15 protein-coding genes are annotated in these 14,817 nt (G+C 71.8%); 10 read left to right on the top strand and 5 right to left on the bottom strand.

What is annotated here, in order from left to right; genetic code table 11:
• Positions 1-36 precede the first annotated feature (36 nt).
• Entirely contained in the window at positions 37-804 is a 768-nt protein-coding gene (locus ACZ6N8_RS07350; protein ID WP_364370461.1) for a hypothetical protein, read from the top strand.
• Positions 805-868: 64 nt separating this feature from the next.
• Here the strand turns inward: ACZ6N8_RS07350 and corA are convergent, their stop codons facing one another.
• The 4 genes from corA to ACZ6N8_RS07330 all read right to left on the bottom strand — a co-directional run bounded on the left by corA (position 869) and on the right by ACZ6N8_RS07330 (position 4,461).
• On the bottom strand, positions 869-2,017 hold the full coding sequence (gene corA, locus ACZ6N8_RS07345; RefSeq protein WP_357994263.1) for a magnesium/cobalt transporter CorA: 1,149 nt from the start codon (positions 2,015-2,017) through the stop codon (positions 869-871).
• A 310-nt stretch (positions 2,018-2,327) separates the two neighbouring features.
• Entirely contained in the window at positions 2,328-3,422 is a 1,095-nt protein-coding gene (locus tag ACZ6N8_RS07340) for an aminotransferase-like domain-containing protein (protein WP_466008224.1), read from the bottom strand.
• Between the two features lie 106 nt (positions 3,423-3,528).
• Positions 3,529-3,987 carry an ester cyclase gene (locus ACZ6N8_RS07335; RefSeq protein WP_466008222.1) on the bottom strand — a complete coding sequence of 153 codons (459 nt, stop codon included), beginning with the start codon at positions 3,985-3,987 and terminating at the stop codon, positions 3,529-3,531.
• Positions 3,988-4,068: 81 nt separating this feature from the next.
• The gene (locus ACZ6N8_RS07330; protein WP_364370448.1) at positions 4,069-4,461 is read right to left on the bottom strand and encodes a CBS domain-containing protein; all 393 of its coding nucleotides are present in this window, start codon (positions 4,459-4,461) and stop codon (positions 4,069-4,071) included.
• A gap of 224 nt (positions 4,462-4,685) precedes the next feature.
• Between ACZ6N8_RS07330 and ACZ6N8_RS07325 the strand changes: the two genes are divergently transcribed.
• The 5 genes from ACZ6N8_RS07325 (at position 4,686) to ACZ6N8_RS07305 (ending at position 8,350) form a co-directional block, all read left to right on the top strand.
• Positions 4,686-5,024 (top strand): NUDIX hydrolase, encoded by a 339-nt coding sequence (locus ACZ6N8_RS07325; protein WP_466008350.1) that lies wholly within the window; start codon positions 4,686-4,688, stop codon positions 5,022-5,024.
• Entirely contained in the window at positions 5,021-5,788 is a 768-nt protein-coding gene (locus tag ACZ6N8_RS07320) for a hypothetical protein (RefSeq protein ID WP_466008220.1), read from the top strand. Before ACZ6N8_RS07325 ends, ACZ6N8_RS07320 begins: the two co-directional genes overlap by 4 nt.
• 78 nt (positions 5,789-5,866) lie before the next feature.
• Complete coding sequence (locus ACZ6N8_RS07315) at positions 5,867-6,598, top strand: phosphocholine cytidylyltransferase family protein (protein ID WP_466008348.1); 732 nt, start codon at positions 5,867-5,869, stop codon at positions 6,596-6,598.
• Positions 6,586-7,653, top strand: coding sequence for an iron-containing alcohol dehydrogenase family protein (locus ACZ6N8_RS07310; RefSeq protein ID WP_466008218.1), 1,068 nt, complete (start codon positions 6,586-6,588; stop codon positions 7,651-7,653). Before ACZ6N8_RS07315 ends, ACZ6N8_RS07310 begins: the two co-directional genes overlap by 13 nt.
• Positions 7,628-8,350 carry a CDP-alcohol phosphatidyltransferase family protein gene (locus tag ACZ6N8_RS07305; protein WP_466008216.1) on the top strand — a complete coding sequence of 241 codons (723 nt, stop codon included), beginning with the start codon at positions 7,628-7,630 and terminating at the stop codon, positions 8,348-8,350. The genes ACZ6N8_RS07310 and ACZ6N8_RS07305 overlap by 26 nt, the downstream gene beginning before the upstream one ends.
• Positions 8,351-8,654: 304 nt before the next feature.
• Here ACZ6N8_RS07305 and ACZ6N8_RS07300 read toward each other — a convergent pair whose 3' ends face one another.
• A complete protein-coding gene (locus ACZ6N8_RS07300; protein ID WP_466008214.1) occupies positions 8,655-9,923 on the bottom strand; it encodes a glycosyltransferase in 1,269 nt (422 codons plus the stop codon).
• A gap of 135 nt (positions 9,924-10,058) precedes the next feature.
• On the opposite strand from ACZ6N8_RS07300, the gene ACZ6N8_RS07295 reads away from it, so the two are divergent.
• The 4 genes from ACZ6N8_RS07295 to ACZ6N8_RS07280 all read left to right on the top strand — a co-directional run bounded on the left by ACZ6N8_RS07295 (position 10,059) and on the right by ACZ6N8_RS07280 (position 14,775).
• The gene (locus ACZ6N8_RS07295) at positions 10,059-10,919 is read left to right on the top strand and encodes an Fpg/Nei family DNA glycosylase (protein WP_387117477.1); all 861 of its coding nucleotides are present in this window, start codon (positions 10,059-10,061) and stop codon (positions 10,917-10,919) included.
• A 264-nt stretch (positions 10,920-11,183) separates the two neighbouring features.
• A complete protein-coding gene (locus tag ACZ6N8_RS07290) occupies positions 11,184-12,755 on the top strand; it encodes a sugar transferase (protein WP_387117708.1) in 1,572 nt (523 codons plus the stop codon).
• Between the two features lie 38 nt (positions 12,756-12,793).
• The gene (locus ACZ6N8_RS07285) at positions 12,794-14,020 is read left to right on the top strand and encodes a sensor histidine kinase (protein ID WP_364370427.1); all 1,227 of its coding nucleotides are present in this window, start codon (positions 12,794-12,796) and stop codon (positions 14,018-14,020) included.
• Complete coding sequence (locus tag ACZ6N8_RS07280; RefSeq protein ID WP_354814853.1) at positions 14,017-14,775, top strand: LytR/AlgR family response regulator transcription factor; 759 nt, start codon at positions 14,017-14,019, stop codon at positions 14,773-14,775. Before ACZ6N8_RS07285 ends, ACZ6N8_RS07280 begins: the two co-directional genes overlap by 4 nt.
• The last annotated feature ends 42 nt before the right edge of the window (positions 14,776-14,817 follow it).

Here is a 14,817-nt window from a genome sequence, read left to right as displayed (position 1 = left end):
CCGATCTGGCATCGCGGAGGCATCCGAAGGTGGAGGATGACGAAGGAACAACTCCCAGGAGGTAGGACCGTGTTTGGATTCGGGCGGCGTAAGTCCCAGGGGCAGCTGGCCAAGGCCGAGCTGAACCAGAGCATCAGCCACCTGATGCAGGCAGCCAACCACGCCGCGAAGGGCGCCGGCGCGACCGTCAGCCCGCGGGTCCAGGTGGCCCGGGGCTACGTCGGACCGGCCGCGATGAAGGTGCGTGACCGCGCGTCGACCGGCTGGGGGACGACACTCACCACGTTGGCACCGCTGGCCGCGGCGGCCCGTGACGGCGCCGCGCAGGCAGGGCCGCTGACCAGGAAGGCCAAGTCGAAGACCATGCGGATCACCGGTAAGAAGAAGCAGCCGCGCCGTCGCGGCTCGATGATGACGGGCCTGCTGGCCGCGGGTGCCATCGCCGGCCTGGCCGGCGCGGTCGCCCTGCGTCGCCGCCGGGAGCAGCAGGAGTGGGCCGAGTACGACCCGACCCGCACCCTGGAGCCGATGCGCGACGAGGTGGACTCCATCGAGGTCCGCACCCCGTCCACCGCCAAGGGCAGCGATGGTTCCGCCATCTCCGGGATGACCGGTGCCGGCAGCTCGGCGGTCGCCGGCGGCGACAGCGCCAGCACCACCGGCACGGCCAAGCCGACGGGTGTCCGTCCCACCGACAAGGTCCCGGCCGTCGCCGAGGGCGCCACGGACGTCTCCGGCCGTCCGGCCGACGACCTCACCAAGGCGCTGGGCAAGGACACGGCCCGCACCAACGGTCGCCGCTGACCTCAGCGGCAGCGCGTCGAGCGCCGGCGACGCGGGATTCCCGCCTCGCCGGCGCCTTCGCGTGTCAGAGCCAGCCGTTGCGCCGGAACCAGCGGTACAACGCCAGCGAGACGCCGAGCATCAGGGCCAGCACCACCGGATAGCCGTACGTCATCTTCAGCTCGGGCATGTTCTCGAAGTTCATGCCGTAGATGCCGGCGACACCCGTCCAGAACGCGGCGATTGCCGCCCACGCGGCGATCTTGCGCATGTCGTTGTTCTGGTCGACGGTGACCTGGGCCAGCCGCGCCTGGAGGATCGAGTTCAGCAGATCGTCGTACGAGTTGACCTGCTCGACGGTGCGGCTCAGGTGGTCCTGCACGTCCCGGAAGTACCGCCGGATCTCCTTGGGCACCTCCCGGTTCATCTGCGAGGTCAGCGTCATCAACGGCCGCTGCAACGGGACCACCGCCCGCTTGAACTCCACAAGCTCCCGCTTCATCTGGTAGATCCGCTGGATGCGCCCGTGGCTGTTGCGGTCGAAAACCTCGGCCTCCAGCTGGTCCAGGTCGTCCTCAAGCTGCTCGGCCACCTCGAGGTAGAGGTCGACCACCCGGTCGGTCACCCCGTACGCGACCGCCCACGGGCCCTGGAGCAGCAACTCCTGCTTGGTCTCCAGGTCGGCACGCACAGGCGAGAGCCGGCAGGCGTCCCCGTGCCGGACGCTGATCAGGAAGTTCGGGCCGATGAAGAGCATCACCTGGCCGGTCTCCACGACCTCGGAGGTCTCGGTCAGCTCCGTGTGCTCGCAGTACCGGGCGGTACGCAGCACCAGGAAGCTCACCTCGCCGAAGCGCTCCAGCTTGGGCCGCTGCTCGGCCTTCACCGCGTCCTCGACGGCCAGCTCGTGCAGGCCGTAGGTCTCCGCGATGGCTGTCATCTCGGCCAACTCCGGCTGGTGCAGGCCGATCCAGACGAAGCCGTGCTCCTCCCGGCGGGCCGCCTCCAGCGCGTCCGCGTACCCCCAGTCGCCGGGCTGCCGCTTGCCGTCGATGTAGAGCGCGCAGTCGACCACGCCACTGCGCCCGCTGCCGGCGGGGGTGGGCACGGGTGGCGAACCGTCGGCGTTGAGGATGCGGGTCATCGCGCGTACCGGCGACGGCCACGCCCTGGGTCGGAGGACCCGACCGGTGTGCGACGGTGTGGTCCGGCCCTGCCCGGTCCGATCTGTCATCGTGTCACCTCCCCGCGCTCGACTGCGGCTTGCAGGCTACGCCGCTCGCGGCCGGAGGCCCGTGTGACGGCCGTCGCTCGGGGCGGCGCCGGGCGGGCCGGGCCGCATCGGGGGGTGCGGGGACGACACGGCCCACCCGGCGCCCGTGGGGGCGGGGGGTTGTGCTGCACGCGTCACCCTGGCGCGGAATGGCCGGACGGACCTCCGCTGCGCCGGACGGTGACGCTCGCAGCATTGTGGGCCGCCGGCCGCCCGGGCGGGAGTCCCGGGACGGCCGGCATCGTCGTTCTGTCGGAAACCCGACAGAAGTTCAGCTACGGACCGCCTCGACGGCCTCCGCGAGGCGACGGACACCCTCATCGATCCGGTCGGCGGTCACCGCCGAGAACGCCAGCCGCAGCGCGTGCCGCCCACCGTCCAGGACGAAGTCGCTGCCCTTCACCACCGCGACGCCACGCTCCGCCGCCGCCGGGGCGAGCCGGTCGACCAGGACGTCCTCCGGGAACTCCACCCAGAGGAAGTAGCCACCGTCGGGCTCCACGAACCGGGCCTGCGGCAGGTGCCGGCGCAGCGACTCGGCGAGCACCCGGGCGCGCTCGCCCAGCGCCTTCCGGACGGTCTCGATCGACCTGTCGATGTCGCCCGAGACGCAGAACTGGTGCACGATCGCCTGGGACACCATGCCCGGCGAGATGTAGAGGCTCGTGGCGTTCTTCGCGATGTCGGCGATCAGATCGGCCGGGCCGACCAGGTAACCGACCCGCACACCCGGGCAGACCGTCTTGGTGAAGCTCGACGCGTGCACCACCACGTTGCGGGTGTCCAGCGAGAGCATCGACGGCAGCGCCTCGCCACGGAAACGGATGTCCGCGTACGGGTCGTCCTCGAAGATCGTGAACTCGTACTCGGCGGCCAGGTCGAGCAGCTCCCGCCGCTTCTCCAACGACAGCGTCATACCGGCCGGGTTCTGGTAGTTCGGGATGACGTGCGCGAGCCTGGGACGGACCCCGGACTCCAGCAACTTGCGCAGCTCGGCCGTGTCCAGACCGTCGGGCTGGACCGAGATGCCGTGCAGCTCGCTGCCCATCCGCTGGAGGTTGAGCAGCGTCCGGTCGTACGTCGGGCGTTCCACCACCACCGCGTCACCCGGCCGGACCAGGTGGTCGAAGAGGAACGCGTCGGCCTGGAGCGACCCGTTTGTCACAAGCACCTGGTTGGCGTCGACTCCGTGCTTCTCGGCGATCCACCTGCGCAGCGGAACGTAGCCGACGGAGGTGCCGTACGCCGTGACCCCGGCGGGGTCGGCGTCGAAGGCGCGGACGGCGGCGGCCTTGAGCCCCTCGACATCGACGATGTCCAGCGAGGGAGCCCCACGGGCGAAGGAGATCAGCTGCTCGGCGGTCATGGATGTTGAGCGTACGGGCGGCGGCGGGGGGCGCGCGGACGGCACGGCGATGTCCGCATCCTGAGCCACCGGGTCGGGTGACCCGCCCTGGCCGGACGGCGACAGATCAGACCGGAAGGGCGAGCGAGTCGTGCTGCGAAGCCCGGGAAAGCCCGTCCAACCGCACGCCGAACGCGTCCAGGAGCTGGCTCCAGTCGAAGTAGGACCGCCAGGAGACGATCCGCCCCCGGCGGGCCCGCACCACCTCGGCCACCTCCCAGCTCACCTGAAGGCCGGTGGGCGCGACGGTGCCGAACGGCGAGTGCAGCGTGCCGGTGTGGGTGCCGCTCCACCGCACCTCCACAGCCGCGCCGCCGCCCGTACGCACCGCACCCAGCGGATCGACCCGCAGGTCCGCAAAGGCGCCGGTCCAGGTACGCAGGAGCGCGGGCAACTCGATCGGCCGGACCGTCACCCCCGGCATCGAGTAGAACGCCTCCGGGGCGTAGAGATCCGGCAGTCGGGCCACGTCCCGGTGCAGGAGCATGGCGTACTGCTGCTCGACCAGGCGCTCCGCGTCACGCATCGGACCCTCCCCCACGGGCCACGGCATCTCCATGCCCGTGAGGGATACCTACCCGTCGATCCGCCCCGGCACACCACCCGGTCAGCCGGTGGCGACCGCCTGGTCCTCCGCCCACACCCGCATGATGTCCCGCACCGAGATCACCCCGGCGACCTCACGGCCGTCCAGGACCACCAGGTGCCGGAACCCGCCCCGGGCCATCGCGGCGGCCGCCTCGGCCACCGTCCAGTCCGGCCCGGCGTAGACCACATCCCAGGTCAGGTGGGCGCCTGTGCGTTCCACGTCGCAGTCCAGGCCGGCGCCGATGGCCTTCAACACGTCGCGTTCGGTCATGATCCCGACTCCCTCGGAATCCGGGTCGATCACGACCGCCGACCCGACACCGCGGGCCGACATCATCCGGGCCGCCTGGCGGAGCGTGTGCTCCGGGCCGACGACGAGGACCTGGCTGGACATGGCTTCCCGTACCTGCATCACACATCACCCCTTTGGGACGGTGGGCATTCGGTACCGACATCGTGGTCTGTGGATGTTTCCGGGACAAGACCGGGCATCGTCGCGACGCCGTAGCGCTCGCTACTGTCGAACGGTGTCCACCGAGCCCCTGCGCTGTGCCGGCGCGCTGATCGTCGACCACGACGGCCGCATCTTCTTCCAGCGCCTCACCACACCGGCGCCTCTTTCCCAACTGCTGGGACATCGTCGGCGGGCACCTGGAGCCGGGCGAGGAGATCGACGACGCGCTGGCCCGGGAGATCACCGAGGAGACCGGCTGGGTCCTCTCCCACGTCCTCGGCCAGGTGGGCGAGTACCACTACGTCGGCGACGACGGGCTGGCCCGGACCGAACACGACTTCCTCGTACGCGTCGACGGCGACCTCGGCCACCCGAGGCTGGAAGCCGGCAAGCACACCGAGTACCGCTGGCTCGCCGAGCACGAGGTGACAATGCTCGACGAGAACCGCGACATCAACGACGGCCTGATCCGGCGGATCGCGGAGGAGGGCTTCGCCGTCCTGCGGTCGATCGGTCTGTGAACACCGTCGAGCTGACGCCGCACCGGTTCGCCGGCCTGCTCACCCCGGCCGTGGACCGGACGTTCCGCGCCGGCATGCTTGCCGGCCGCGACGGAGGCGGCGCCGAACTGAGCCAGCGGTACGGCGGGCCGAGCGCGACCGGCTTCCTGGTGGACCTGCGTACCCGGCTCGCCGCACCGGGCGGCACCGTCGACGGGCCGGGTTTCGCCGCGATCACCAGGTACGTCGACCCGGTCAGCGCCCGACGCGCCATGGACAAACACGTGGCGCACGGCATGATCCACCGCCGGCCGGACGGCGCGCTCTCCGCCACCGAACGCGGTGCCGCCTTCCTCGCCGAGCTGTACCAGGTGCACGCCGAGGTCACCGAGGAACTGTGGGCGGGCCACGACGAGCGGGTGGCGCGGTTGGTGGCGTCGCTCGGCCGGGTGCTGGCGTACGCCCTGGTGCTTGCCGACGAGTCGGGCACCCCGGACGGCTCGGCCTTCACCGCGCTGGCACCCCCGTACGAGCCGGACGGCACCGGCCCGGGCGTGCTGCTGCTCAACCGCCTGGGCGCGCTGCGCCACCACCGGGCCGACGCGCACGCCGCCGCCTGGACCGCCGCCGGGCACACCGCGTCGAGCGTCGCCGCGCTGCCGGTCGGCCCCGAACGGCTCGCCATCGAGCTGGAGACCGACCGTCGGGCCGCCGGGCCGTACACCGTGCTCAGCGCCGACGAGCGGCTGACGATGCTCGCCGACCTGGCCGCGCTGCCCGGCTGACCGGTTGGCCAGAGCCGCCCGGGCACCCGGGGCTATCCTCCAGCGGTGACGGGGAGTCGGACCAAGGAGGATGTCGCGATGATCGGAATGGTCCTTGCGGCCGGGGCGGGGCGCCGGCTGCGCCCGTACACCGACACCCTGCCCAAGGCGCTGGTGCCTGTCGACGGGGACACCACGATCCTGGACATCGCGCTCGGCAACCTCGCCGAGGTCGGGCTCACCGACATCGTGATCGTCGTCGGCTACGCGGCGGACGCCGTCCGCGAGCGGCAGGCCGACCTGGAGAAGAAGTACGGGGTCACGCTCACCCTGGTGCACAACGACAAGGCCGAGGAGTGGAACAACGCCTACTCCCTCTGGCTGGCCCGCGAGTACTTCGCCCGCGGGGTGCTCCTGGTCAACGGGGACACCGTGCACCCGGTGAGCGTGGAGAAGACCCTGCTCGCCGAGCGTGGCCCGGGCATCCTGCTCGCGGTGGACACCCTCAAGCCGCTCGCCGAGGAGGAGATGAAGACCATCTTCGACGCCGCCGGCCAGCTCACCCGCATCACCAAGATCATGGACCCGGGCGAGGCGTACGGGGAGTACATCGGCGCCACGCTCATCGAGCCGCAGGTCGCCGACGCGCTCGCCGACGCCCTGGAGGCGACCTGGCGGCGGGACCCCAACCTCTACTACGAGGACGGCTACCAGGAGTTCGCCGACCGGGGTGGCGAGGTGCGGGCAGCTCCGATCGGCGACGTCCCCTGGGTGGAGGTCGACAACCACGCCGACCTGGCCCGCGCCCGGGAGATCGCGTGCCGCTACTAGCGCGGAGCATCCTCACCCCGCTGCACATCGACGTACGGCGGGGGGCGGTCGCCGACCTGGCCGCGATCCTGGCCGACGGGCGGATCTCCGCCGGCGGTGACGTCGCGGTGGTTGTCGGCCCCGGTCAGGGCGCCCAGATCGCCGAGCTGATCCGACCGTCCCTGCGCTCGGCCGACGTCTTCACAGTCGCCGGGGCGACCCTGGACGCCGCCGACGACCTGGGCGGCAAACTCCGCGCCCGCTCGTACGACGCGGTGGTCGGAATCGGCGGCGGCAAGACCATCGACGTGGCCAAGTACGCGGCGACCCGCCGAGGGCTCCCCATGGTGTCGGTGGCCACCAGCCTCGCCAACGACGGGATCGGCTCACCGGTGGCCAGCCTCATCACCGACGGGATCAAGGGCTCCTACGGGGTGCACATCCCCATCGCGGTGATCGTCGACCTGGACTTCGTGGAGAGCGGCCCGGACCGGCACAACCGGGCCGGCATCGGCGACGTGATCAGCAACATCAGCGCGCTCGCCGACTGGGAGCTGTCCCGGCAGGTACGCGGCGAGCCGATCGACGGGCTGGCCGCGTCGCTGGCCCGGGCCGGCGCCGAAGCGGTGCTCAACCACCCCGGCGACATGACCGACGACGCGTTCGTCACGGTGCTCGCCGAGGCGCTGATCTCCAGCGGCCTGGCCATGGCGGTCTGCGGCACCAGCCGACCGTCCAGCGGCGGCTGCCACGAGATCATGCACGCCGTCGACTCGCTCTTCCCCGGCACCGCCTCACACGGCGAGCTGGCCGGGCTGGGCGCGCTGTTCTGCACCTGGCTACGCGGAGACCTGCGCCGCTTCGGGGAGATGTCGGCCTGCCTCGCCCGACACGGACTGCCCCGGCTCCCCGCCGAGGTGGGGCTCACCGACCACCAGTTCGTGGAGGCTGTGCAGTTCGCGCCGCGTACCCGACCGGACCGGTACACCATCCTCGAACACCTCGACCTGTCGCCTACCGAGACGCGGGAGCGGCTGGCAGACTACGCCGGTGCAATCCGCGACCAGCTTGGCTGACAGCCGTCCCACCGTCGCCGACTTCCACCGGGTGAACCGGGGCGGAGGCCTGTTCAGCGAGTCCATCAGCCAGTGGCTCGGCGCCGTCTTCGCGCTCGTCGCCCAGCGACTCGGGCTGCCGCCCACCGCGCTGACCATCACCAACCTCGTGCTCGGCCTGGCCACCTCGGTCAGCGTCGTGGCGCTCGCCGGGCCCGTCGCCGCTGGCGACGTACCGGCCTGGGTGGTCGGCCTGCTCGCCCTGCTCGGCTGGCAGATCGCGTACTCCCTGGACTGCGCCGACGGGCAGCTCGCCCGGGTGACCGGCCAGGGCAGCGCGGCAGGCGCGCGGATCGACATCCTCTGCGACGTGGCCGCGCAGATCGCCCTCGTGGCCGCGCTCGCCGCCACCGCCGTGGCGCAGGAGCCGTCCACCCCGACCTGGCTGGTGGCGACCTTCGCCGGCACCTGGATGGTCAACCTGGTCACCTCCGTGATGCAGTCCGGCCCCAACGCCGCCAGCATGGTCACCTCGACGTCGCTGCCGGTACGCCTCGTGAAGCTGGTCCGCGACTACGGTGCCGTGATCTTCGTTGCCGCGGTGGTGCTCGCGGTGGCCCCCGCGCTGGTCCTCTGGGTGCTTGTCGCGTTCACGATCGTCAACGGCGGCTTCCTGCTCGCGAGCATCGCCTTCTCCGCCCGCGCCTCCCTGCGCTGACCTGCCCCACGGCGCGCCGCCCCACGGCGCGCAAGATCCGCACAACTTCTCCGAAGTTGCTGCCTTCGAGGTGCCGGAGGCGACAACATCCCTGATGTTGTGCGGATCTTGTCGACCGACGCCCGGTCGGGCCGCTCCGGCGGGCGGCAGGGGACGTCGCGCGATCAAGATCGCGCTCGATCCAGGAAAGAGGGCCTTCCCGCCGCCCCGAGGCCACTACTTCCTGGATCCAGCGCGATCTTCGCGACGCGACCCCGCAGGGCGGAACGGCCACGCCCAGGGGAACGGCGTCGCGCGGCGGGGGTCAGGCGGGGTTGGGTGTGCGAGCCATGCCGGCGTAGATGTCGATGAGCTGCTTGGTGACCACGTCGGGGTGGAAGGTCCGCTCGTAGCGGGCGCGGGCGGCCAGGCTCAGCCCCGACGCGCCGGCCCGGGCCACCGGCAGGGCGGCGGCCAGCGCGGCAGGTTCGGGGGCGACCACCCAGCCGGCTTCACCGGAGCCGATGCCGGCGGGCATGGCCGACCCGTCACGCCCGGCGACGGCCGAGGCGGTCTCGGCGGGGCCGGTGCCGGCGGGTTCGTGTGGGGCGTCCGCTCCGACGAGGTACGGGATGCCGCCCAGGGCGGTGCCGAGGACCGGCCGGCCGCTGGCCAGCGCCTCGATGATCACGGTTGGCAGTACGTCGTGCCACATGGAGGCGGCGATCACGACGGCGCTGGCCTCGACGGCGGCGCGTACGCCGGCCCGGTCGAGCTGGCCGAGGTAGACCACGTCGGGCCGCTCGGCGGCTGCGGCCTCCACCAGCGGGCGCAGCTCCCCGTCGCCGGCGATCCGCAGCGTGCCCAGTGTGCCCACGGGGTGCCGGCGCCAGGCGTCCAGCAGCAGGTCGGCGCCCTTCTCCGGGGAGAGCCGGGCCATGTAGAGGAAGCCGCCGCCGAGCGGCGCGGGCCGGCCGGGGTCGGGTACGGCGTTCGGCTTCACGACGATCCGGTCGTCCGGAATGCCGTACTCGCGGAGGTGGTCCGCGATCGCGGTGGTGAGCGCGACGTACCGGTCCACCGACCGCCAGGTTCCCCGGTGTACGGCCAGGGTGGTCGCCATCAGCGCGCTCTGCGCGGCCGAGTCGCGGTAGCAGCGGTGCTTGATCGCCGGTACGCCAAGCGCCCGGCCCTTGCAGTCCTGGCAGATCACGCCGTCGCGGAAGTAGATCCCGGAGGAGCAGACCTGCCGGTAGTTGTGCACCGTCTGCACCACCGGCACGCCGTGCCGGTGCGCGGTCCGCACCACCCAGGGCGACAGCAGGGGGTACGGGTTGTGCAGGTGCAGGGCGTCCGGTCGGTGCTCGGTGAGGAGCCGGCTCAGGTCGTGCTGGGCGCGGGGCGCCCAGATCGGGGAGATCGGCAGCAGCGCCTTGGCCGCCTTCGACATCGACGGGATCTCGTCCGAGCTGCGGATGAACGGCAGCACCTCGACACCCGCAGCGGTGAGCTGAGCGATCTCCGAGTCGACGATCGTGTTCTCGCCGGAGGGCTGGGCTTCCCGGTACCGATTGTGCGCCACCACGATTCTCAACGAGCGGACCTTTCGTTCGCGACTGTGCCGACTGTTGCTCGCGACTGCGCGGCTCGCAAGCTCACTCCTCGCGCTCGCGGTGGGACTCGCAAGCTCATTCCTCGCGCTCACCGGAAAGAAGGCTACCGTTGTGTCGTGCCCGAACTACCGGAGGTTGAGGCGCTCGCGGGTTACCTGCGCCAGCGCGCGGTGGGCCGGCGTGTCGACCGGTTGGAGGTCGCCGCGATCAGCGCCCTGAAGACGTACGACCCGGCACCGACCGAGGTCGCGGGTCGGGCGGTGGTCGACGCCCGCCGGCACGGCAAGTTCCTGGACGTGGTGTTCGAGGGGGATCTGCACCTGGTGGTCCACCTGGCTCGGGCCGGCTGGCTGCACTACCGGGAGGCCTTCCCGTCCGGCACCCCACTTCGTCCCGGTAAGGGGCCGATCGCGCTGCGCGTACGTCTCGACGACGGGTCCGGCTTCGACCTGACCGAGGCCGGTACGCAGAAGAAGCTGGCCGCGTACCTGGTCAGCGACGTGGCGGCGGTGCCCGGGGTGGCCAAGCTGGGGCCTGACGCGTTCGCCGCGGACCTGCCGACGTTCGCGGAGCGGCTGCGCAGCCGGCGGGGGCAGGTCAAGGGGGTGTTGACCGACCAGTCGGTGCTGTCCGGGGTGGGCAACGCGTACTCGGACGAAATCCTGCACGCCGCGAAGCTGTCCCCGTTCGCGATCACCGACCGGCTCACCGACGGGCAGCTCGCGGCCCTGCACGCGGCGACCCGGCAGATCCTCGGCGACGCCGTGGAACGGTCCGTCGGTCAGCGGGCGGCGGAGCTGAAGGGTGAGAAGCGCTCGGGGCTGAAGGTGCACGCCCGGACCGGGCTGCCCTGCCCGGTGTGCGGGGACACGGTGCGGGAGGTGTCGTTCGCCGACTCCAGCCTCCAGTACTGCCCGACGTGTCAGACCGGCGGCAAGCCGCTGGCTGACCGACGGTTGTCCCGACTCGTACGGTGAGTGACACCACGTGCCGACTACAGAGCGGAATCGACCCGACTGAGCCGAAGCTCCGGTCCACCGTTCTCGCCACAGGCGTATCCATCGGTATAGTGGCCCGGTCCCCGGCTTCTGAAATGGTGCGGAGCCGGCCAGATCCCGCCGGCACCATCAGTCGCCAATCTCCTTCGGGGCGGCGACCGGTCGGAGCCCGCGTGGGAGACTGGGACGGTGGGCGACCCGGGCCCTCACTGCGAGTGAGCGGCACGTGTCATGCGGGAGGACATGGGTGAGGTGACGGCAAGCCTCCAGCGCCCGGTATCCAACGAAGGCCGGAGCAGACTCGTGCGGCACGTCGACAGCTTCGAGATCCAGCCGCCGACGCCGCCGACGCACAACGGCGTCCCCCGGTCGGCGTGGGCCAGGGCGCGTCGCCGTGTCTCCCGCTGGCACCGCCCCTACATCGCCATCCTGCTCGTGCTCGACTTCGGCGCGGCGGCGTTCGCCAGCTGGATCGCGATCCAGCTCTTCGACCAGGCCGCCTCCGGCTTCTCCGGCACCAAGCAGGATCCGACGTGGTTCCACACCATCTCGTACCTGCTGCTCCCACTGGGCTGGGTGGTCATCCTCTGGAGCAACCGGGCGTACGACAGGCGCTACCTGGGGCTCGGCCCGGACGAGTTCAAGCGGGTGATCCGGGCGTCGGTGACGGTCGCGGCGAGCGTCTCCTTCCTCGCGTTCGCCACCGTGACCCAGCTTTCCCGGTACACCGTCGGCACGGCGCTGGTCGGCGCCACGGTGCTGATCCTGTGGGGCCGGTTCGTGGCCCGCTGGGCGCTGCACTACATCCGCCGCCGGGCCGGCCAGGCCGCGCACCGGATGGTGCTGGTCGGCACCCTGCCGGAGTGCCTGGAGGTGTACGCGGCGGTCACCCGCAGCCCGGCCGCCGGGCTGGTGCCTGTCGCCATCCACATCACCGACGGGTACGCGGCGGCGCGGGGCATGCCGACGCCGGTGCCGGTGTACGCCGGCCGCGACGTCCTGGCCCTGGTCCGTGAGGTCGGCGGGGACACCATCGCCGTCTGCGGGTCGGCCAGCGCGGAGCCGGGCGAGCTGCGCCGGCTGGCCTGGCAGCTGGAGGGCTCCGGCGTCGACCTGGTGGTCGCACCGCAGTTGACCGACATCGCCGGCCCCCGGGTGCACATCCGGCCGATCGAGGGCCTGCCTCTGCTGCACGTCGAGGAGCCGACCCTCTCCGGGCCGGCGTTGCTGGCCAAGAACCTGATGGACCGGGTGGCGGCGGGCCTGGGCCTGCTGCTGCTGATCCCGCTCTTCCTGGCCATCGGCGTGGCGATCCGGATCTCCGATCCCGGGCCGGTCTTCTTCCGGCAGCCCCGGGTGGGGCACGAGGGGCGCACGTTCCGGGTGTGGAAGTTCCGGACCATGTACGTCGACGCCGAGGACCGGCTGGCCAGCCTGGTCGACCGGAACGAGACCGACGGCATGCTGTTCAAGATGAAGCAGGACCCGCGGGTCTTCCCGGTCGGCCGCTTCCTGCGGGCCTCGTCGCTGGACGAGCTGCCCCAGTTGATCAACGTGCTGTGGGGCGAGATGTCGCTGGTCGGGCCGCGCCCGCTGCCTGCCGACGACGGCGACTTCCTCGGCGACGTACGCCGCCGGCTGCTGGTGCGCCCCGGCATGACCGGCCTGTGGCAGGTCTCCGGCCGCTCCGACCTGTCCTGGGACGAGTCGGTGCGACTGGACCTCTACTACGTCGACAACTGGTCGCTCGCGTACGACCTGAGCATCCTGTGGCGCACCGTCGGGGTGGTGCTCGCCCGCAAGGGCGCGTACTAGGGGTTGGCGCGCGGGCCCGCACCGGCGAGGATCGCTGCGTGGGTGGCAACCTTTCGGCAGTGGTAGGCGTCGTCTCACTTGTCACCGCGTTGGCCGCGGCTCTGTGGGCGGTGCTGCGGTTGCGCGCCCGCCGGGGCATCGCCACGGCCACCCAGCGGGCCACCTACGAGGTGCTGCACACCGCGGGCCTGGCCGCCGAGCCGCTGCGCGCCGGGTTGAGCGAGGCGGGCGCGGCGAAGGCCGTACGCCATCTGCGGGCCCTGGTGGGCGCGGTCGGGCTGGCGCTCACCGACGCCGACCGGCTGCTCGCCCTCGACGGGCGCGGCACCCACCACGGCGAGCAACTGCTCGCGGCGGCCGGGCGGACGGTGGCATCGGGGCGTTCGACTGTGCTCGGCGAGCACGAGTTGCGCTGCGACCGGGTCGACTGTCCGATCCGGGGGGCCGTGGTGGCGCCGTTGCAGGGTGCGGACGGCCGGGTGGTCGGCGCGCTTGTGGCGATCGCCGACAGCGCTCCGGCGCCGGGGCTGGTGCAGGCCACCCTGGAGACGGCGCACTGGGCCGGTAACCAGCTCGCCCTTGCCGAGCTGGACTCGTCGCGGGAGCGGCTGGCCCGGGCGGAGATCCGGGCGTTGCGGGCGCAGATCAGCCCGCACTTCATCTACAACGCGCTTACCGCGATCGGCTCGTTCGTCCGCACCGACCCGGAGCGGGCCCGGGAGTTGATCCTGGAGTTCGCGGAGTTCACGCGGTACTCGTTCCGGGCGCACGGGGAGTTCACCACACTCGCCGAGGAGCTGCGGTCGATCGACAGGTACCTGACGATCGAGCGCGCGCGGTTCGGTGACAGGTTGCAGGTGCGGTTGCAGATCGCCCCGGAGGTGCTGCCGGTGACGCTGCCGTTCCTCTGCCTCCAGCCGCTCGTGGAGAACGCCGTCCGGCACGGGTTGTCCCGCAAGCCGGGCACGGGCATGGTGAGCATCGAGGCCCGGGACGCGGGCGCCGAATGCCACATCACCGTGGAGGACGACGGAGTGGGAATGGACCCGACCACGTTGACCGCCGGCATCGCCGAGCTGGCGCGCGGCGCCGGTGACCCGGGCGACGACACGGGCCAGCACGTCGGCCTCTCGAACGTCGACGAGCGGCTGCGGTCGGTCTTCGGTGACCGGTTCGGCCTGGTCGTCGAGACGGGGCTGGGGTCGGGTACGAGGGTGAGCATGCGGGTGCCGAAGTTCCACCCAGGTGTGCGGGCGGGCTCGTGACCACGGGGTTCCTCCGGGTGCTGGCGGTGGACGACGAGCCGCCCGCGCTCGACGAGTTGGCGTACCACCTGCGTGCCGACCCCCGGGTGGCCCGGCTGCACACGGCCGGGGACGCCACCGAGGCGCTGCGGCTGCTGCGCGACGGCGACGTGGACGTGGTCTTCCTGGACATCCGGATGCCCGGCCTGGACGGCATGGAGCTGGCCCGGGTGCTGCGCCGCTTCGCGCGACCACCGGCGATCGTGTTCGTCACCGCGTACGACGACGGCGCGGTGGACGCGTTCGACCTGGGCGCCACGGACTACGTCCGCAAGCCGGTCCGCGCGGACCGGCTGGCCGAGTCGCTGCGCCGGGTGATCGGCTCCCGGGTGGTGCCGTCGCATCCGGCGGCGCTGGCCCGGGCCGAGGAGGACCCGACAATCCCCATCGAGTTGGCCGGCACCACCCGGATGCTGCCCCGGTCGGCGGTGCGGTGGGTGGAGGCGCAGGGCGACTACGCACGCCTGCACACCGCCGAGGGCTCGCACCTGGTGCGGGTGTCCCTGGCGACACTCGCGGAGCGGTGGGCCGACGCCGGTTTCGTCCGGGTGCACAGGTCGTACCTGGTGCAGTTGAAGTTGATCGCGGAGTTGCGGCTGGTGAACTCCGGATACGTGGTGGTGATCGACTCAACCGAGCTGCCGGTGAGTCGCCGGCACACCCGGGAGCTGAAGGACAAGCTGGTCAGGGCCGCGAAACAGGACTGGAACCGTTGAGCCGGGAATGAGCCGACCGCTGTCGTACGTTGTACGCTAGTC

The organism is Micromonospora sp. NPDC047521 (assembly GCF_055587305.1).
This window is presented reverse-complemented; position numbering and strand designations above follow the sequence as displayed.